This is a genomic window from Bordetella muralis (genome assembly GCF_054781015.1).
In genome coordinates this window covers 257,117-275,207 of the sequence record NZ_BAAGVF010000002.1, presented here as the reverse complement: position 1 = coordinate 275,207, position 18,091 = coordinate 257,117, and the positions used below count along the sequence as shown (strand labels likewise).

The window sequence follows — 18,091 nt, the reverse complement described above, 5'->3', positions numbered from 1 at the left end:
GCACGACGATTGGTGATATAAAATCCTGAAAAATTAACCGAAAGTACAAAATGACAGATCGACTCGCGGAACTATTGCAGCGCTTCGCCATTAACGCGCAGGTGTTTCACGCCGGGACCCTATGCGGCCACAACCTATTGGAAGCCCAAGATGGCTTGGGTCAATTGCACCTGATACGGCGCGGCCCGGTCGAGGTGATTCACGACGATACCTCGCTGACCGTCGAAACACCCAGCCTCCTGCTGTATCCACGTCCGATGGCGCATCGATTTATCACGGACGCTATGGATGGCGCGGACATGGTGTGCGCCAACTTGTGCTTCGAAGGGGGGTTGCACAACCCCATCAGTGCGGCCCTTCCGCCGTTCATCTGTCTGCCACTGGATTCGATTGCCGGCGCGACCGACGTGCTGCGAATACTGTTCGATGAAGCATTCGAGCAACGATGCGGCAGGCATGCCGTGGTGAACCGGCTCTTCGAGGTAGTGATTATCCAAATCCTGCGGCAACTGATGGAGACCAATCAGATGCAAAGCGGCATGCTGGCTGGACTGGCACATCCCCGCCTGCGCATCCCGATCGTGGCCATGCATGAGCATCCGTCCAGGGAATGGTCGCTAGAGGATCTGGCCAGCACCGCCGGCATGTCACGCAGTGCGTTCGCCACGGCATTTCGTGAAGTGGTGGGCATCACGGCAGGCCAGTACCTGCAGAGCTGGCGCATCGGCCTGGCGCAACGCGCATTACGCCTGGGCCAGCCACTCAAACTCATTGCAGGCGACGTCGGCTATGGCAGCGAGGTCGCCCTATCACGCGCCTTTAAAGCACACACGGGGCAATCACCCGGACAATGGCGTAAGTCGGTTGGGTAGACATTCGCAATACCTGCACCTCCCACCACAGGAAAACCCCTAGAAAACATCACGTCTTCATAGAGAAAACGTGGGCCCGAACACGCCTGTGCGTCACTCAGCGCCGCATTCCCGTGCTCGACACGCCTTCGACATATGCCTATACTTTTCCAATAATAGACATCATGTCTAAAAATGGAGACAACGATGAAAGCCCTTCCACGCCTGGCCGGTGCGCTGGTGACCAGCGCACTCTGTCTGCTCTCGGCGCCGTCGCGCGCCGAAGCCCCCCTGCCCGATCTGATCAAGCTGATCGTCCCGTTTTCGCCGGGCGCCAGCAACGATGTATTCGGCCGCGCGCTAGGCGCCAAGCTGTCGAAGGAGCTAGCCACAAACGTCATCGTCGAGAACAAGCCGGGAGCCGGCGGTGTGATCGGCGCGTCCGAAGTGGCGCGTGCGAAACCTGATGGCAGTACGCTGCTGTTCAGTTCGGTGTCATTCGTGACAAACGCGGCCACACAGGAAAAGCTGCCATATGACGCGATAAAGTCGTTCACGCCTATTGCGGTGGTGGCACGCGGCGCCATGGTTCTCGTCGTGAGCAAATCCACGTCATATACCAGCGTGGCGCAGCTGATCGATGATGCCAAATCCCACCAAGGCAAACTGAACTATGGTTCGGCGGGCATCGGATCCATCGGGCAAATGAGCTCTGAATTGCTGAGCCAGCAAACAGGCACAGACATGGTCCACGTACCCTATAAAGGCATCTCGAACGCCGTCACGGACATGATAGGCGGCCGGCTGGAATCCATGATCACCACACCGGCGTCGGTCAGCGGCCCGTTGCAGGCCAAAGATATCCGCGTACTCGCGACAACGTCGACCACGCGTTCGAAATTCTTTCCCGACGTACCGACTATCGCGGAAACCGTACCGGGCTATTCCGTTGATGTGTGGTGGGGTGTATATGCGCCCGCCGGCACACCGGCCGATTACGTGAATCGTCTGAATGCCGCCATACGCAAGGTCAGTGCCGAACCGGATATGCGTGAGCTGTTTGCTCGCGAGGCCACAGAACCGTCAGACATGAACAGCGCCGACGCAGCCAGATATGTGCAGGCAGAATTGTCGAAGTGGCAAACGCTGGCATCTGAACGGCACATCGTTGCGAGCAAATAGTGGAATGATGTACGCCGCCAGTGTGCCAAGGCCGGACAACGTATGCTGACCGGCCGAACCTGCTCTTACGTCGGTAGTTTTACGCCTTCCAGCTTGGCATAGGGCGGCGCGTACAACGCAGTATCGCCTCCTAAATCGCGCGTCAGTTTCGCGCCGGCTTCCATGACGATGGGCAGATAGTTCTCGAACACGGATTTGTTGAAGCGGTACAGGGGCATGCCCAGGGACAGGGCGCAGATCAAGCGTTGCCCCGGCCCGAAGATGGGACATGAAATCGCCGCGCTTTCCGTTTCGCGCTCCGCCAACGAGATCGCATACCCGGCTTTACGGATGCTGTCATAGACAGCGCCTTTTTTACCGTCAAACGCCAATAGCACTTTGCCCGCGGCGCCTTTATCGAGGTCCACGCGATCGCCTTCGCGTACATGCATGCGCACCGATCGCGGTTGCACCATGCGGTGCAAGCAGATGCGTTCATCCCCTTCGCGAATATAGATGGCCGCGGTTTCCTTGGTTTGACGTATCAGGTCGCGCAATACCGGCGCGGCGTAATCCCACAACCGGAAGGACTCCTGATACAGCATGCCCAGATAGAACGGCGTAGGTCCGAGCATGTAGCGGCCATCTTCCAGTCGCTTGATAAAGCCGAATTGCTCCAGCGATTCGCACAGCCGCAGGATGGTGCTGTGATACATGCCGGTTGCATTCATCAAATCGGTCAGGGTCATGCCCTCCACGCTTTCCTGAAAGGCCATCAGGATGGACAAGGCTCGATTAACTGACGCCACGCCCGAGTCGGCGGCTTTCGGCATAAAGGGCTCCTGGATTTCTAGGGTTCGCTGATCAGCGAAAACGCCCCAAATTATATATTTTCAAAAATAGACATCATGTCTATTTTGTTGATAAACTGAAAATCATGGACAAGACAACACCTGCTGCCACTACCCTGAAACGGACGTCGTATTCGGCGAATTCTCACGGTCCGTTGCGAGGTCTGCGTGTCATCGACCTGTCACGGCTAGTGGCGGGCAATATGCTGACATTGCAACTGGCTGATTTCGGCGCCGATGTCATCAAGGTGGAACCCCGCAATGGCGACACCTTGCGCGCATTCAAGACTCGTGAGGTCGAAACGTTCTGGAAAGTCTATTGCCGCAACAAGCGCAGTGTGTGCCTGGATTTTCGCCACGAGCGCGCCATCGGCCTGCTGCGAAAAATGATCGACCGCGCCGACGTTCTGGTCGAGAGCTTTCGTCCTGGCGTGTTGGAGAAAATGGGTTTGGCTCCGGACACGCTGCGCCAAACCAATCCGAAACTGGTGGTCGTGCGTATATCTGGCTGGGGACAATCGGGTCCATACAAACGCCGCCCCGGGTTTGGCACGCTGGTCGAGGGATATTCCGGTTTTGCGGCCATGAACGGATTCCAGGATCGCGAGCCCGTGCTGCCGCCCATGTTTCTGGGCGACATGACAGCAGGACTGTATGGCGCCAGCGCCACCATGACCGCATTATGGGAAGTCCGTATCAATGGCGGGCAGGGACAGGACATCGACCTGTCTTTGTTCGAACCCATGATTTCCATACTGGGTCCGCAGGCCGCCAGCTACCGCATTACCGGCAAGGTCAAGGCTCGCACCGGCAGCCGCTCCAGCACCACGGCGCCGCGCAACACCTACAAGACCGCCGACGGCCAGTGGGTGTGCGTATCCACGTCGACGCAGACCATGGCAGCCCGCCTGTTCTGTGCCATCGGACGTGCCGACATGAATGACGACCCGCGTTACAGCACGAACGTGGCACGGCTGGAACACGTAGAGGATGTAGATGCTGTCGTGTCCAGGTTCGTGGGCCAGCGCACACTGGCAGAGAACCTGCGGATTTTTGAAGATGCCGAGGTCACCGTTGGCCCGATCTATGACGCGTCGCACTTGCTGCACGACGACTACGTGATTGCACGTGAAAGCCTGATCGACGTGGAAGACCCCGACCTGGACTACATGCCCATGCACAACGTCGTGCCACGGCTGTCTACTACTCCAGGCACGTTGCGCAGACCCGCACCTCGCAAGGGCCAGCACACCGTGGAATGCTTGACAGAGTTGTTGGACGGCACAGACCTGCAGCCCCTGTTCGACCAGGGCGTGGTCTTTGGTGAAGCATCGACCGTCAATAAAACCGAAGCAGCCGTATCATCGCCATCCGCCCTGCCCCAGACAGTCTGACCGCACCTGCCTGCACCGCATACTGACATCGAAGGAGACCCCAATCATGAGCAAAATCGGAACACAGATCGACACGCTGGGCGCCTGGAAAGGCCCCGATATCGACTGGATGAAAGAAGGCCTGCATATCCTGAGCGATAACGAACAACGCGAGATCGACCTGGCGTTAAAGCATCTGCTGGCTCAGGGAAATCTCGATTTTCCAGATATCACGCCAGAGACGTTCCCGTTGGACAAGGTGGGCGACCTGATGCGTGCTTTGCCGGATCGTCTACGCCATGGCCGTGGGTTCCTGATGCTGCGAGGGCTGAATCGCCAAGCCTATTCCGATGACGACATGACGCGCATCTACTTTGGCCTGGGCTCATATCTGGGTAAACCGATGACGCAATCCTACCTGGGCGACATACTGGGCCATGTCATGGACGTCAGCGACTATGAGCCCAAATCGCGCGGCTATCGCAAAGGCGGAGGCCAGCTGATGCACACCGACTCTTGCGACATTATTGGCTTGATGTGCCTGCGGTCCGCCATCTCGGGGGGTGAGAGCCGCATCAGCAGCGCGCTGGCGGTGCACAATACCATGGCTCGGGAATACCCTCATCTGCTGGAGATCCTGGCGCGCGGTTTGTACCTGAAACGCACGGACGAAGACGGCCGCCGCGCCACGCGCACCTACAGTCCTGACCGCGTGCCGTTCTTCTACGAAGAAAACGGCGAGATCACCTGCTATCTGCCCACGGGATATGCCCGCCTGGCCGAAAAGAGTGGGCAATGCAACTATACGCCCGAGGAATCCGAGGCCCTATATCGCGTACGCAAAGTGTCCGCGTCGCCCGAGTTGTATCTGGACATGGGATTCAAAGAAGGCGACATTCAGTTCCTGAACAATCGCATGATGGTTCACGGTCGTACCGACTACCAGGATGCCAAAGAACTGGCCGACCGCCGCCACCTCCTGCGCTTGTGGTTCGAGGTCCCCTCCTGGCCTGCCATGCCGGAAAAGCAGATTTTCCACACGGAGGAAGACCGCCGGTTATGGAGCCAGTATCGCAAGCCGTTGATTGAACTGCCTTCGGTTCATTACCAGCAGTTGTTGGACGGTCAGCTGGGTCAGATGGTCGATTAAGTGACAGGCGGTGGCCCCCTGTTAGTTCGGGACACAGCGCCCCCTGCTTCGCCATCACGGCGTCCACCAGGCCGGGGGTGATGGGCCTGGGCCCCAGGCGGCATCTTGCATACTTCTGTCGAGTACGGGTAAGCCATGATAAATATTAGTTCATACTTAAACTAAGATTCGCAGACATCTCATCGCCCAGGCCACATCGGCATATCCGGGAGGACGCCATGCGTCGTAGACCTCTGCTCGTAAAGCTCGTCGCTATTGCAATATTGGCCTGTCAACCGTTACTGGTACACGCTCAGAAGACGGAAAGCCAAGAGCCAGAGGTCATACGTCTAAAGATGTCGCACTTTCTAGGCCCAAAGAGCTTCTTTCAAGTTGATCTGGTGGAACCCTGGGCGCGCGAGCTCGAACGGCAGACGGGTGGCAAGGTGGCAGTCGAAGTCATCAACTCAAGCTCCCCATTAGGAAATGTGCGAAATCAGGCCAGCCAGGTCAAAGCGGGCACCGTCGATATCGCGCTTGGGCTGCGCGGCGCAGAAGGCGAGCGTTTTATGCGAAGCTCGATAATCGAGCTGCCATTCGTGGTTTCTGATGCAAAGCGCGGCTCCGAGGCGTTATGGGCGCTTTATAAGAACAACGTGATCGCCGATGAGTATAAAGAGTTCAAGGTGCTGGCGTTGTTCGTGCAAAATCCCGGCCTGGTACACACGAAACAGACGCGAGTCGTCGAACTAGGCGATTTAAAGGGCTTGCGATTGCGGGTGCCAAACGCCACCGTTGCAACCACGCTGGAATATGTCGGTGCGCAACCCAAGTTACTGCAGCCCGACGAAATCATGCCTGCACTGCGGGCGAACGAACTCGACGGCATCATCACCAATTGGGGCACGCCCATTCCCGGCTTCAATGATGAGATGAAGCAACACACCGCAGTGCCATTTTATGCGTCGGCGTTTTTTATCGTGATGAACAAAGCAAAGTTCGACGCTTTGCCTGCGGATGTACGCACAGCCATAGATCGCTTGTCTGGCGACACACTAGTTGCGCAGTTTGGACCGCTGTGGGATAAATGGGACAAGCCCTACTACGATGGTGCGCACGGACCTGGACAGGAAATAGTGCGGCCGGACGCTGCGACGTTGCAGCGTTGGAAGTCGGGCCTGCAGCCCGTGTCGGACGCCTATGTCAAAAAGCTCCAACGGCAGGGGTTTACGGACGCCCCTGCGGTGTACGATGACTTGATTGCAAAATCCGCCTTGCAATAAGCCAAATAGCGCGAGATCGCGGGCTCAGTGAGTCAATCGAGAGTAATGTTCTCTCGTTTGACGACTTCGGCCAGTTGCTTGGTCTCGTTCGCAATACGTTCGGCAAAATCGCTCGGACCAACCATGGCAATGGTTCCTTGTGCGCTCAACGCCTTGTTCGCTGCCGGCACCGACATGGCCTGCTTCGAACGCTCGTACAGTTTTTCAATGATTTCTGGAGGAGTTTTGGCGGGTGCCAGCAATCCCAACCAGAACGTCACAGCGATATTCGGAAAGCCCGCTTCGGCAATGGTGGGGACTTCAGGCAGCTGAGCGAGGCGCTGTTGTGACGTCACTGCCAATGCCTTGAGTTTTCCAGCTTTAACCTGCGGAATACTCGTCAGCGTGTCAAATAAGGTGTTGACTTCCCCAGACATCGCCGCTGTGCTGGCCTGTGACCCGGCCTTGTAGGGGACATGCGTAGCCTTGAACCCCACTTCGTTGCTCAACATCGCATACGCCAAATGCGCCAGATTGCCCATACCTCCCGAGCCGTAAGTGAGCTCAGACGGATGGATCTTGGCAAAGGTCGTCAAATCCTTGATCGAGTTGATCGAGTGCTTCTTTGCCCATTCGGCATTGACGTTCACGATGAATGGAGCGTCCAGCACCAGCGTGATCGGTGCAAAGTCGGTCGACTTATAGGGCGAATTTTTATAGACCAATGGATTGACGGTAATACTGCTGCTGTTGGTAGCCAGCAAGGTGTACCCATCCGGAGCTGAACGCGCCACCTCAGCGGCCCCGATTGACCCATTGGCGCCCCCTTTGTTCTCCACGATCACGGGCTGTCCCAGTGTCTTCGACAGGTCGTCTGCCAACAGACGAGCCATCGCATCGGTAATGGACCCAGCCGGAAACGGTACAACAATTCGAATAGGTTTGGCAGGCCATTGGGAGTCTTGCGCAAACACCGCGCTCGGACCCAGCCCAAGCCCGGCAGCGCCTGCGATACTGGCGGATGCTATGAGAAAGTCTCTACGCGATTTGAATATAGTCATTTTTTTGTCTCCGAATAGTTTGACAACTTCCAAGCCGAAAATACCGGTCTCGCTATCTAAGCTGCTTTCTTCGTTGCGGCGGTTCCTGTTATGCCGCACGCCTCAAGTGCCTGCTGCTGCGCTTGAGTCAGTCCGAGCACTCGCGAGAAAACCTCTCGGCTGTGCTCTCCCAGGGTGGGCGCCGCACGGATGACTTCCGTGGGCGCTGCTGTTTCTCTGAACCACGGTGTGGTGGTCAGGTATTGCCCCAGATATGTGCGCGGAATCGTTTTGAAGAACCCCCGCTTATTCAGATGTGGATCCTCCAGGATCTCCCACACGGGCTTTACGACGCCAGCACTGATACCGGCCGTCTGCAACACGTGCATAGCCTCTTCTGCCGACCGTTGTTTGGTCCACTTGCTGATCTGTTCATCTATCACTTGTCGCTGGGCGCGGCGGCCTGACACATGACTCAACGATGGATCCTGCGCCAACTGCGGCGCCTTTAACACGTCGATCAGGGTGTGCCATTGCGTATCGTTGATCACGCTCAAAACCACCCAATCGTCGTCGCTTGCGCATTGATAAATGCCATGCGGGGCGAAAACAGGATGCGCATTCCCGTTACGAGCGGTGGCATGGCCGCATACCGACTGCTCTATGAGGAACGGTGCAACCATCGAGAGCATGCATTCGACTTGCGAAAGATTGACGTGTTGCCCTTTCCCGGTGCGCGCCTGCACAAACAGCGACACCAACGCCGCGGCACCCCCGTTCCATCCCCCGACGGGGTCTCCGTACGCATAGGATGTCAGCGACGGCGGGTTTTCAGGAAATCCGGTGTGATGAGGCAAGCCACTAGCCTGCTCAAGCGTTCCGCCATAAGCCCTGGTGGTGCTCCACTCGTTGCCACTCCCGAATGCCGGCATGGAAATCATCACCAGCCGATGGTTTACCCGAGACAATGCTGCGTAGTCCAAGCCCAATTTAGGAAGCACTTCGGTCGAATAGTTCTCAATGACAATGTCAGCGGTTTTCACCAGGTCGAGTAAAACCGAGCGCCCCTCTTGCCGCGTCAGATCAAGCGTAATGCCGAGCTTGTTGCGGTTCATCAACGCGAAGTTCGAGTTCTTTTCATACAACCGATCGCGATAAAACTCCTCGGTATGGTGAGTCCCTCTCCACCAATCTGGATATTGCGTGGCCTCGACCTTGATGACTTCGGCGCCAAAGTCGGCAAGCGTACGCGCGGCCAACGGCCCCGCCCAGCCCATTGTCAGGTCAATCACGCGAATCTGCCGCAGCGGTGCCACAGCCGCCGGCGCACGTGTGCGGCGTGATCTGGGGCGCAATGCTTGTTCAGTGCGATAAAAGGCATTATCTGCCCCTGTTGCCGGCGCAGTCCCGCCAGGCAGCGGCCCCGCATCGCCGAGTGGCAGCGGAACGACCACGCCTTCGAATTGGCTCGATCCGAATTTCACCGGAACAAACGCGCCGCGTTCTCGATGGACGCGCTGTTGCAGCAATTCGTCCATGGTAGGCACCAGCACGGCAGGGAATTTGTCGCGTGCCAATTGCTCAAACCATTCCTGAGCAGTCTTGGTCAGCAGCGCTGGAATCAAAAACGCATCGATCTCGTCGGCATGTTGAATACGCGTCGGACCATTGATGAAACGAGTGTCAGTGGCGTGTTCCGGATGGCCGATCGCCGAGCATAGCGCCGCCCATTGAGGAGCCGTATGCGCGAAAATGCCGATCCAGCCCTGCCTGGTCTGGTAGATTCCCCCCGGGTGTGTCGTGCAGAATCGGTTCACACCCAGACGGGCTTTGGGGTGACGCCCGTCTTGCACCATGCCCGCCTCCATTTCCACCACCGAGAACGCCAGCTCGTGAATACTGAGCACATACCGGCGAGTCCCGTCGGCCGCTCCGATCAGCGCTGATATCGCACTCGAGAACGCGGCCAGACCGGCAACAATGCCGGTTTGAACGTCATGTGGCAGATGCGGCGGGCCTTCCACCGCCCCGCTGGTGTAGACGGCGCCGCTCAAGGCACGGCATACGGCCGTCGTTCCCACGAAATTGCGATAGGGCCCGCTTTCCCCAAACCAGGTCAAGCACACCTCTATAGGAGCGTTTGACTCATCGGCAGCCTCCCCGGTGCCGCAAACTGGCCGGCTCAGCACGTCAACGCCTGCGCTCAACGCTCGGGCATCAAGAATCACGTCACACGTCCTCGCCAGACGCGATAGCCATGCGTGCTCTTCAAAGCTGCTATTGCTCAAGGTAACGCTGCGTTTGTTTGTGTTGAGCCAGGCGTTCAGCGCGCTTTGCGGCGCCGATCCGGGAGGACTCAACAAAGGCGGAACAAGTCGCAGTTCTTCCGCCGCGGGGTCCTCAAGTTTGATGACTTCAGCGCCGAAGTCAGCGAAGAGCTTGCCCGCATAAGCCAGTGCCGCTCCGGTACCTATTTCGAGGACGCGCAGTCCAGCGAGGGCAAGCTGGTCCGTAGAGTCGTGCTTCATCACGGTCGGTTCCTCAGTAATTTTTGTGCTCACCACGTATCGACAAAAGAGCGACGTGCCCGGCCCGCACGCAACGCTGCGGATGCGATCCCCTGACGAATCCAGATGCGGGTTTCGGCGGGATCGATAACTGCGTCGATTTCGGTCGTAGAAGCGACATTGATGGCATGGCCACGTTCGTATGCGCGCGCTACCAATTGGTCGTAAAGTGCTTGACGCTCGGGCCCTGGCGGAACATTCTCGAGCTCCTTTTTGAAGCCCAACCTGATCGAGCCCTCCAGCCCCATAGGGCCGAACTCCCCTGTGGGCCACGACACCGCACAACTGGCAGAGCGAAAACTGCCCCCCGCCATTGCCATGGCGCCCAGGCCATAGCCTTTACGCAGCGCAATCGCCAGCAGCGCGACGCGCAACTTGGCAGCCACCACAAACATCCGGGACACATGGCGAACCTGCGCTTTGGCTTCCTCATCAGGGCCGACCATGAATCCCGGGGTATCGATGAGGGAAATGATGGGCAGCCCGTGAACGTCACAGAGCGTCATGAAGCGGGCTGCTTTGTCCGCCGCATCGGCGTCGATGGCGCCGCCCAAATGATGGGGGTTATTGGCGATGATGCCTACGGGCTGACCCTCGACCCGCGCCAGCGCGGTGTGCAGCCCATGCCCGAATCCCGAACGCAACATCAATACGCTGCCCACGTCGGCGATGCCTTCGATGACCTTGCGGCTATCGTAGACGCGCAGGCGATTCTCCGGAACCATATGCCGCAGCTCGAGCGGGTTGGGCGCCGACCAGGTTTTCGTACGCCCCTGAAACATAGAGAGATAGTGCTTTGCCACCGCGACGGCCTCGGCCTCGTTTTCCACAAGGATGTCGATCACGCCGTTGGCAAACTGCACAGGTGCGGGCCCAACGTCCTCAGGCTTGAAAATGCCCAGCCCCCCGCCCTCGATCATGGCCGGCCCCGCCATGCCGATGTTTGAACGCTTGTCCGCAATGATGACGTCACATACGCCTAGAAAAGCAGCATTGCCCGCGAAGCATCGGCCCGACACAATGCCCAGTAGTGGCACCTCGCCGCTCAGTTCCGCCAGGGACGCAAAGGTGGGTTGATACAGCCCGGACACGAATGGAAAGTCCACGTCTCCCGGACGGCCCCCCCCGCCTTCGGCGAACAACACCAATGGCATCTCGTCCCGATGCGCGCGCTCGACCAGCCTGTCTGTCTTGATGTGATTACGCTTGCCTTGCGTGCCTGCCAGGACCGTTGCATCGTAGGCCAATACGGCACTCAACGAGGCGTCATAGCCGAATTCAGCGCCATTGATGTTGCCCACGCCAGTAACGATACCGTCGGCAGGCGTATTGGCGATCAAGTCTTCCTTTGTGCGCCGGCTGGCCTGGGCGGCAATGACCAATGCGCCATACTCGACAAAGGAGCCTTCGTCGCACAGGTCTGCAATATTGGCCCGGGCGGTTCGCTGACCTCGAGCGTGCCGCTTTGCCACCGCGTCAGGGCGGGCGTCATCATAGAGAATCGCATGACGGTCAAATACGGCCTGCAGATCCGGGCGAACCGCATTCAAGTCTACGGCTTTTACATCGGCATCTACATCGACGCCGTCGAAGTCCTGCTCGATCACAACTAGGATTTCGTCTTCGGCTGCTTGATTTCCTTTGATGGCGCGGACGTCCACGACTCGGCCATTGCCCTCGGCGAGAACGGAATACTCCATTTTCATCGCTTCGATGACCGCGATGGGTTGGCCTTTTAGAACCACGTCATCTACGCCAACCGACAGCTCGACAATGCGACCGCTCAACGGCGCGCGGCAGGCGGCCAATCGCTCATCAAGCACCTCGTTGACGACTGCTTTCAAAACAGATGATGCCGCAGGCGTTTGCGTGTCTTCGCCGATTAGCTGATCCTTGGCTTGCTGCTCGCTTTTCAACTGGGCAGCAGCCGTTAGCAGTTCCGGCAAAATCGCCTCGACATGGCGCGTATGGTTCTGCTGCTGCAGGAAATCATCGCGCTCGACAAGCGCCATGAGCAGATGAATATTCGTCGCCACTCCAACGACCCGAAATTCGGCCAAACTGCGGCGCAGGCGCCTGACGACACTGGCGAAGTCCTCGTTGGCACTCGATACGATCAATTTGGCCAAAAGCGTATCAAAGGCCGGCGCGGGCGAATAGCCGCTATAGGCGTGCGTATCGACTCGCACGTCCGGCCCAGTTGGCGGATCAAACCGCTCCAGCCGCCCGTGTGCAGGGCGAGCCATGCCAGTAGCATCAGTCGTTTCTGCCGTGATCCGCGCCTGAATGGCATACCCTCGCGGCTGCGGCGGACACGCAGGATCCAAGCCCAAGGCCTGCAGGCTTTTCCCCTGCGCGATGCCAATTTGTACTGCGACCAGATCGACGCCTGTGACCTGCTCTGTGATGGTGTGCTCGACTTGCAGTCGAGGATTGGCTTCGATAAAAACGAAATTTGTCTGTACGCCCCGGTCGTCTTCTTCGACGAGGAATTCAAAGGTTCCCAGGCCGCGATAATTCACTTTCGAGGCAAGCTTTGTTGCGGCATCGAGAATGCCGGTGCGCAGCGCAGCGTTGAGAACCGGACTGGGCGCTATTTCCACGACTTTCTGAAAGCGGCGCTGCAGCGTGCAATCGCGCTCACCCAGAGCAATGACATTGACGCCATCGCCGACGATCTGCACTTCGATGTGGCGAGCACGACTGACCAGGCGTTCGGCATAGAGCGCATCCACTCCGAATGCAGACATCGCCTCGGATCGGCAGCGGGCGTAGCGTTCGGGAATGTCAGATTTATCCTGTACGACGCGCATGCCGCGACCACCGCCGCCGCCGACCGCCTTGATGACGATGCCGGCGCTACCCTGCTGGTCGAAGAACTGCGTGACTTCTTCGAACGAGGCGCCGCCGTGTGTCGCCGGCATCACCGGAACATCGCATTCTCTGGCTAGCTTCAGTGCACTCCCTTTGTCGCCAAATAGAGCCAGTTGCTGGACCTCTGGGCCAATGAACGTAATTCCTGCATCGGTACAAGCTTGCGCGAAATCCGATCGCTCGCTCAGAAACCCATAACCTGGATGAATGGCATCGCAGTCCTCATTTCTGGCTGCGGCGATGATGGCATCAATATCGATATAGGCCGCCGGACCAGACCCCTCCAACGCAACCGCCGTATCTGCCAAAATTCGATGCCGTGAGTTTGCATCATCTTGTGAATACACGGCCACGCTTTGCATGCCCAGGTCACGTATGGCGCGAAAAACCCGCACGGCAATTTCACCACGGTTGGCAACCAAAATTCTTTTCATGGCTTTTTGATCTCTTGTCTCACGGTTCTGTCGCCTGCAAGCAGGCCCTCCAACCCGACCCATGGTATTTGCCGCGTAACTACGAGACAATTCACATCTTGCTCTGGCGGCTATAGCGGTTCGGCATAGATCAATCAGTGGAGTGAGCCGACGATGGACTTAAGACAACTACGTACCATTCTGGCCATAGCGGAAACGGGTAGCCTCACTAGAGCGTCGGAACTGCTGCATATCGTTCAACCCGCGCTATCTCGACAACTGAAACAGTTGGAAGACGAGTTGGGGGCGCCCTTGTTCCACCGAAACCACCTGGGGATGGTGCTGACCGTCCCGGGCCGACGCTTTGTCGATCAGGTACGCGTCTCTCTCAAAGGGCTGAATCAGGCCAAGGCGGACATTGGCGCCGCGACCAAAAACCTGATGGGATCAGTGGCCATCGGGATGTTGCCCGGCCTGGCCGCCGTATTGGCGGGGCCATTGGTGACGTCGTTGCGTCACCAATACCCAGACCTGAAAGTACGAATCGCCGCGGGATTCTCTGATTTTTTGCAGGATGGTCTCGAGGACGGCAAGCTGGACATCTGCCTCATGGGCGACTATCTGCAATCGGAGATGCTGCAGACCTCACCGGTATATCGCGAGCCGATCTACGTGGTCGGCCTGCCGGGTTGCGGGCTCTCGCCATCGAGCCCGGTCAACCTCGCCGAGGTCGTAAAATTGCCTATGGTGGTGCCTGAGGCAAAGAGCCTGCGCAACGCCATCGACCGTGCGTGCACAATCATTGGCGTCAACCTGAACCCAGTCGCAGAATCGGACAGTACCGCCGTCATCCTGGACTTGGTCGAACGCGGTGTGGGTTACACCATTCTGCCGGTCATGCCCATTACGCCGATGCTGGAGGCCCAGCGACTCGTGGGCGCACCAGTAGTCAGCCCGTCGCTAGGCAGAACGATCGTTTCCTGCAGCCCCATGCTCACGCGTAACCCGCATACGGTAAAAGCGCTACACAGTGAATTGATCGCCTTGCTGCGGCCATACGTGCGGACATTCAAAAGCGCGGGCGTCACGTGGCTCGCAGAGAATGAGGTGGGGCGGGAATCCCTTCAGCCCGGGTTTACATGAAGGTCTCTCCGTTCGGATTCGCCCCGAGCTCGCTGTAACGAGATCTCCTACCCACAATCTCAACGGTCATCCGGAAAGTGCAATGTCGCTCCGGTACACGCTCGCAGTTCATCATCACTGATATCGACGAGCTTCTCTCTCAGGAGGAATCCTTTCGGCGTGATATCAACGATCGCCAGGTCGGTGTAGACGCGATGCACCACACCGAGGCCTGTCAATGGCAAGGTGCAGTTCTCGACCAGCTTGGGCGTGCCGTCCTTGGCGTTGTGTTCCATCAGGATGAATACTTTTCGCGCGCCGACGGAGAGATCCATAGCACCACCGACGGCAGGCGGCTCGCCTTTGCGGCCCAGGGACCAGTTTGCCAGGTCACCTGTCTGCGACACCTGCATACCACCCATGATGCACAAGTCCAGGTGCCCGCCGCGCATCATGGCAAACGAGTCCACATGACCAAAAAAGGCGCCTCCGGTGAGCAACGTCACCGGGTGCTTGCCCGCGTTGATGAGCTCGTGGTTCTCTTCGCCGGGCGCGGCTGCCGGTCCCATGCCAAGCATCCCATTCTCGCTATGCAGCAGGATTTCATCGGCGGGATCGAGGTGATTGGCCACCAGTTCCGGCAGACCGATGCCGATATTGACGTAACTGCCGGCGGGGATGTCCTTTGCGAGCCGGGCGGCCATCTGAATGCGGGTGAGTTTTTGCATCGCGATTTCAACTTGAGAATTGGGGATTGCTGACGACCACCACTCGCTGCACGAATATGCCGGGAGTCACAATCACCTCGGGATCGAGCTCGCCCAGCTCCACCTTATGCTTGACTTGTACGATGGTGGTTTTCGCGGCCTGGCACATCACCGGACCGAAATTGCGCGCCGTCTTGTTGTAGGTGAGATTGCCCCACCTGTCGCCTTTCTCGGCCATCACCAGCGCATAGTCAGCGTGCAGCGGGCGTTCAAACACATAGAACTGACCGTCGATCTCTTGGACGTGCTTGCCCGCTGCCAGCTCGGTGCCGTAGCCCGTGCGCGTATAAAAGCCCCCCAGCCCAGCGCCCGCCGCATGCAGGCGCTCTGCAATCGTGCCCTGTGGAACACATTCCAATTCGATGCGGCCTTCGGCGTAGAACTGGTTGAATACGTAAGAATGACTGGCCCTCGGAAAAGAACAGATCATTTTCCGGACTCGCTCGGCCTTTATCAGCGCCGCCAAACCGACTTCGTGATTGCCTGCATTGTTGCTGACCATCGTCAGGTCGCGTGCTCCCTGCTCAAGCAATGCATGCAGGAGTTCCGTCGGATGCCCCGCTCCGCCAAAGCCGCCGACCAGAACCGTCGCCCCGTCGGGGATATCGGCCACCGCCTCATGTACGTTGTCCTTGAACTTGTTGATCATCTCAGTCCTGCGTTAATGGAGTTTCAACACGGTTGCATCAAGCGCTGACACTGGCGCCGCCGTCCACCAGAATCGCCTGGCCGGTGATATGACGAGAGGCTTCACTGGCAAGCAGCACCGCAATCCCCTTCAGGTCCTCTTCGCCGCCTACGCGCTCCAGTGGTATGCGGTCCAGCAGCGACTGTCCCAAGCGCTGAATCTGCGCGTCCGCCATGCGCGACGAGAAATATCCAGGACATATGGCATTGACGTTGATGTTGTAACGCCCCCACTCGCAAGCCAGCGTGCGCGTAAAGTTGACGGCAGCAGCTTTCGACGTGTTGTAGGCGATCGTCGATACACCTTTCGCCGTACCGCGCATTCCGGCGGCGGAGGCAACCGTGATGATCTTGCCCGCGCGGCGCGGGATCATCGTCCGGCGGCCGACTTCCCTGGACAGATAAAACACGGCGTTGATGTTCAGGTCCATGACCTTGTGCCACGCCTCATCGGGATAGTCTTCGGCAGGCGCCCCCCAGGTTGCGCCCGCGTTGTTGACCAGCACATCGATCACGCCAAAGCGATCCAGCACACGGTCTACCAAGCCAGGTATGGTGTCGAACTGCGAGAGATTGCCGGGCACGGTGAGCACCTCAATCCCTTGAGACTGCAGGTGCTGCGCGGCAGCCTCCAGCTCAGCTTCTTTGCGGGCGGTGATAGCCAACTTGCAGCCCATCTCGCCCAAGGCCTCTGCTATTTGCAATCCCAGGCCGCGAGACCCGCCCGTAATGAGAGCGACTTTTCCTTCCAACTGAAACAGCGACTTCACGCTCATTGAGTTCTCCTTCCTGGCCGTGCCGATCAAGCTACTTCGAAAAGACCGGCGGCACCCTGTCCGCCACCTACGCACATCGTCACGACGACGTACCGCGCGCCGCGGCGCTTGCCCTCGATCAAGGCGTGCGCCGTCAACCGGGATCCCGACACGCCATACGGATGTCCTACGGCAATGGCGCCGCCATTCACATTGAGGCGATCATCGGGTATGCCGAGATGGTCGCGACAGTAGATCACCTGGCAGGCAAAGGCCTCGTTCAGTTCCCATAGATCAATGTCAGATACCTTGAGCCCGGCCCGCTTGAGCAGACGAGGCACAGCAAAGATGGGGCCGATGCCCATCTCGTCGGGCTCGCAGCCGGCGACAGCAAAACCGCGGAATATGCCCAGCGGTTGAATGCCCCGACGTTCCGCCAGTTTCGCATCCATGACCAGGCAGGCCGATGCGCCGTCAGAGAACTGGCTCGCGTTGGCGGCAGTGATCACGCCGCCGGGCAGCGCAGATCGGACCCCCGCGATGCTCTCGAGCGTTGTGTCTGCACGTATCCCCTCATCCGAAGAGATGGTCACCTCACGGCGCGAGACTTTACCGGTGGCCTTGTCCTGCACTGCCATGATGGTCGTCATGGGTACGATCTCGGCGTCGAACAGGCCGGCGTCGCGCGCAGCGGCAGCGCGTTGCTGGCTGCGCACGCCATAGGCGTCCTGCGCATCCTTGCTGATGTTGTATCGGCGGGCAACGTTTTCTGCGGTCTGCAGCATACTCAGATAGAGGGCAGGTTTATGCTCGAGCAGCCACGGGTCGCGACGCATGTGCATGTTGGCTTCATTCTGCGTGCACGAAATGCTCTCAACCCCGCCGGCAACAATCATCGGCGCGCCTTCGACCATCACACGCTGTGCGGCCAATGCGATGCTTTGCAGGCCTGTGGAGCAAAACCGATTGATACTCATGCCAGCGGTCGTGACCGGCAGACCTGCACGCAAGGCGATGGCACGGGCGATGTTTCCACCGGTTGTGCCTTCGAGGTAGGTGCCGCCCATGATGCAGTCCTCGACTTCGGCGGGGTCGACACCGGCTCGGGCAACGGCATGGTGAACCGCATGAGCGCCCAGCGTCGCGCCATACGTCATGTTGAATGCGCCGCGCCAAGATTTGGCCAGACCGGTGCGAGCCGTAGAAACAATGACAGCCTCGTTCATGATGTCCTCAATG

At 58.5% G+C, this 18,091-nt stretch carries 14 protein-coding genes; 6 read left to right on the top strand and 8 right to left on the bottom strand.

Features of this window, described 5'->3' with window-relative positions:
• Positions 1 to 50 precede the first annotated feature (50 nt).
• Positions 51 to 872: an AraC family transcriptional regulator gene (locus ACYVIT_RS03370; protein ID WP_415805393.1), complete on the top strand. Its 822-nt coding sequence runs from the start codon at positions 51 to 53 to the stop codon at positions 870 to 872.
• 186 nt (positions 873 to 1,058) lie between these two features.
• Positions 1,059 to 2,033 carry a Bug family tripartite tricarboxylate transporter substrate binding protein gene (locus ACYVIT_RS03365; protein ID WP_460478150.1) on the top strand — a complete coding sequence of 325 codons (975 nt, stop codon included), beginning with the start codon at positions 1,059 to 1,061 and terminating at the stop codon, positions 2,031 to 2,033.
• Positions 2,034 to 2,098: 65 nt separating this feature from the next.
• On the opposite strand, the gene ACYVIT_RS03360 is transcribed toward ACYVIT_RS03365, so the two are convergent.
• Complete coding sequence (locus tag ACYVIT_RS03360) at positions 2,099 to 2,845, bottom strand: IclR family transcriptional regulator (protein ID WP_415805394.1); 747 nt, start codon at positions 2,843 to 2,845, stop codon at positions 2,099 to 2,101.
• Between the two features lie 104 nt (positions 2,846 to 2,949).
• Here ACYVIT_RS03360 and ACYVIT_RS03355 point away from each other — a divergent pair, with 104 nt between their 5' ends.
• From ACYVIT_RS03355 to ACYVIT_RS03345, 3 genes are all read left to right on the top strand, one after another.
• The gene (locus tag ACYVIT_RS03355) at positions 2,950 to 4,257 is read left to right on the top strand and encodes a CaiB/BaiF CoA transferase family protein (protein WP_415805395.1); all 1,308 of its coding nucleotides are present in this window, start codon (positions 2,950 to 2,952) and stop codon (positions 4,255 to 4,257) included.
• A gap of 46 nt (positions 4,258 to 4,303) precedes the next feature.
• Positions 4,304 to 5,386: a TauD/TfdA family dioxygenase gene (locus tag ACYVIT_RS03350; RefSeq protein ID WP_415805396.1), complete on the top strand. Its 1,083-nt coding sequence runs from the start codon at positions 4,304 to 4,306 to the stop codon at positions 5,384 to 5,386.
• Positions 5,387 to 5,604: 218 nt separating this feature from the next.
• Positions 5,605 to 6,648, top strand: coding sequence for a TRAP transporter substrate-binding protein (locus ACYVIT_RS03345; protein WP_415805397.1), 1,044 nt, complete (start codon positions 5,605 to 5,607; stop codon positions 6,646 to 6,648).
• 32 nt (positions 6,649 to 6,680) lie between these two features.
• On the opposite strand, the gene ACYVIT_RS03340 is transcribed toward ACYVIT_RS03345, so the two are convergent.
• Genes ACYVIT_RS03340 through ACYVIT_RS03330 form a run of 3 tightly spaced genes read right to left on the bottom strand, consistent with a single transcriptional unit; the run spans position 6,681 to position 13,542 of the window.
• Positions 6,681 to 7,688 (bottom strand): Bug family tripartite tricarboxylate transporter substrate binding protein, encoded by a 1,008-nt coding sequence (locus ACYVIT_RS03340; protein ID WP_415805398.1) that lies wholly within the window; start codon positions 7,686 to 7,688, stop codon positions 6,681 to 6,683.
• A 56-nt stretch (positions 7,689 to 7,744) separates the two neighbouring features.
• Positions 7,745 to 10,195, bottom strand: a complete 2,451-nt coding sequence (locus ACYVIT_RS03335) for a CaiB/BaiF CoA-transferase family protein (protein ID WP_415805399.1) — start codon at positions 10,193 to 10,195, stop codon at positions 7,745 to 7,747.
• A gap of 29 nt (positions 10,196 to 10,224) precedes the next feature.
• Entirely contained in the window at positions 10,225 to 13,542 is a 3,318-nt protein-coding gene (locus ACYVIT_RS03330) for an acetyl-CoA carboxylase family protein (protein ID WP_415805400.1), read from the bottom strand.
• A 153-nt stretch (positions 13,543 to 13,695) separates the two neighbouring features.
• Here ACYVIT_RS03330 and ACYVIT_RS03325 point away from each other — a divergent pair, with 153 nt between their 5' ends.
• Entirely contained in the window at positions 13,696 to 14,664 is a 969-nt protein-coding gene (locus ACYVIT_RS03325; protein ID WP_415805401.1) for a LysR family transcriptional regulator, read from the top strand.
• A 59-nt stretch (positions 14,665 to 14,723) separates the two neighbouring features.
• On the opposite strand, the gene ACYVIT_RS03320 is transcribed toward ACYVIT_RS03325, so the two are convergent.
• From ACYVIT_RS03320 to ACYVIT_RS03305, 4 genes are read right to left on the bottom strand one after another with little or no spacing between them, the layout of a single operon-like run.
• Positions 14,724 to 15,371, bottom strand: a complete 648-nt coding sequence (locus tag ACYVIT_RS03320) for a 3-oxoacid CoA-transferase subunit B (RefSeq protein ID WP_415805402.1) — start codon at positions 15,369 to 15,371, stop codon at positions 14,724 to 14,726.
• Between the two features lie 7 nt (positions 15,372 to 15,378).
• Positions 15,379 to 16,059, bottom strand: a complete 681-nt coding sequence (locus tag ACYVIT_RS03315; protein ID WP_415805403.1) for a 3-oxoacid CoA-transferase subunit A — start codon at positions 16,057 to 16,059, stop codon at positions 15,379 to 15,381.
• Positions 16,060 to 16,096: 37 nt separating this feature from the next.
• Positions 16,097 to 16,873, bottom strand: coding sequence for an SDR family oxidoreductase (locus tag ACYVIT_RS03310; protein WP_415805404.1), 777 nt, complete (start codon positions 16,871 to 16,873; stop codon positions 16,097 to 16,099).
• Positions 16,874 to 16,899: 26 nt separating this feature from the next.
• Positions 16,900 to 18,078, bottom strand: a complete 1,179-nt coding sequence (locus tag ACYVIT_RS03305; RefSeq protein ID WP_415805405.1) for an acetyl-CoA C-acyltransferase — start codon at positions 18,076 to 18,078, stop codon at positions 16,900 to 16,902.
• Positions 18,079 to 18,091 lie beyond the last annotated feature (13 nt).

What these genes read in the sequence shown, in the direction of transcription:
- ACYVIT_RS03355 (WP_415805395.1), top strand. Translation starts at nt 2,950, where the DNA reads ATGGACAAGACAACACCTGCTGCCACTACCCTGAAACGGACGTCGTAT.
- ACYVIT_RS03335 (WP_415805399.1), bottom strand. Translation starts at nt 10,195, where the DNA reads ATGAAGCACGACTCTACGGACCAGCTTGCCCTCGCTGGACTGCGCGTC.
- ACYVIT_RS03340 (WP_415805398.1), bottom strand. Translation starts at nt 7,688, where the DNA reads ATGACTATATTCAAATCGCGTAGAGACTTTCTCATAGCATCCGCCAGT.
- ACYVIT_RS03330 (WP_415805400.1), bottom strand. Translation starts at nt 13,542, where the DNA reads ATGAAAAGAATTTTGGTTGCCAACCGTGGTGAAATTGCCGTGCGGGTT.
- ACYVIT_RS03360 (WP_415805394.1), bottom strand. Translation starts at nt 2,845, where the DNA reads ATGCCGAAAGCCGCCGACTCGGGCGTGGCGTCAGTTAATCGAGCCTTG.
- ACYVIT_RS03350 (WP_415805396.1), top strand. Translation starts at nt 4,304, where the DNA reads ATGAGCAAAATCGGAACACAGATCGACACGCTGGGCGCCTGGAAAGGC.
- ACYVIT_RS03310 (WP_415805404.1), bottom strand. Translation starts at nt 16,873, where the DNA reads ATGAGCGTGAAGTCGCTGTTTCAGTTGGAAGGAAAAGTCGCTCTCATT.
- ACYVIT_RS03325 (WP_415805401.1), top strand. Translation starts at nt 13,696, where the DNA reads ATGGACTTAAGACAACTACGTACCATTCTGGCCATAGCGGAAACGGGT.
- ACYVIT_RS03320 (WP_415805402.1), bottom strand. Translation starts at nt 15,371, where the DNA reads ATGCAAAAACTCACCCGCATTCAGATGGCCGCCCGGCTCGCAAAGGAC.
- ACYVIT_RS03365 (WP_460478150.1), top strand. Translation starts at nt 1,059, where the DNA reads ATGAAAGCCCTTCCACGCCTGGCCGGTGCGCTGGTGACCAGCGCACTC.
- ACYVIT_RS03305 (WP_415805405.1), bottom strand. Translation starts at nt 18,078, where the DNA reads ATGAACGAGGCTGTCATTGTTTCTACGGCTCGCACCGGTCTGGCCAAA.
- ACYVIT_RS03370 (WP_415805393.1), top strand. Translation starts at nt 51, where the DNA reads ATGACAGATCGACTCGCGGAACTATTGCAGCGCTTCGCCATTAACGCG.
- ACYVIT_RS03345 (WP_415805397.1), top strand. Translation starts at nt 5,605, where the DNA reads ATGCGTCGTAGACCTCTGCTCGTAAAGCTCGTCGCTATTGCAATATTG.
- ACYVIT_RS03315 (WP_415805403.1), bottom strand. Translation starts at nt 16,059, where the DNA reads ATGATCAACAAGTTCAAGGACAACGTACATGAGGCGGTGGCCGATATC.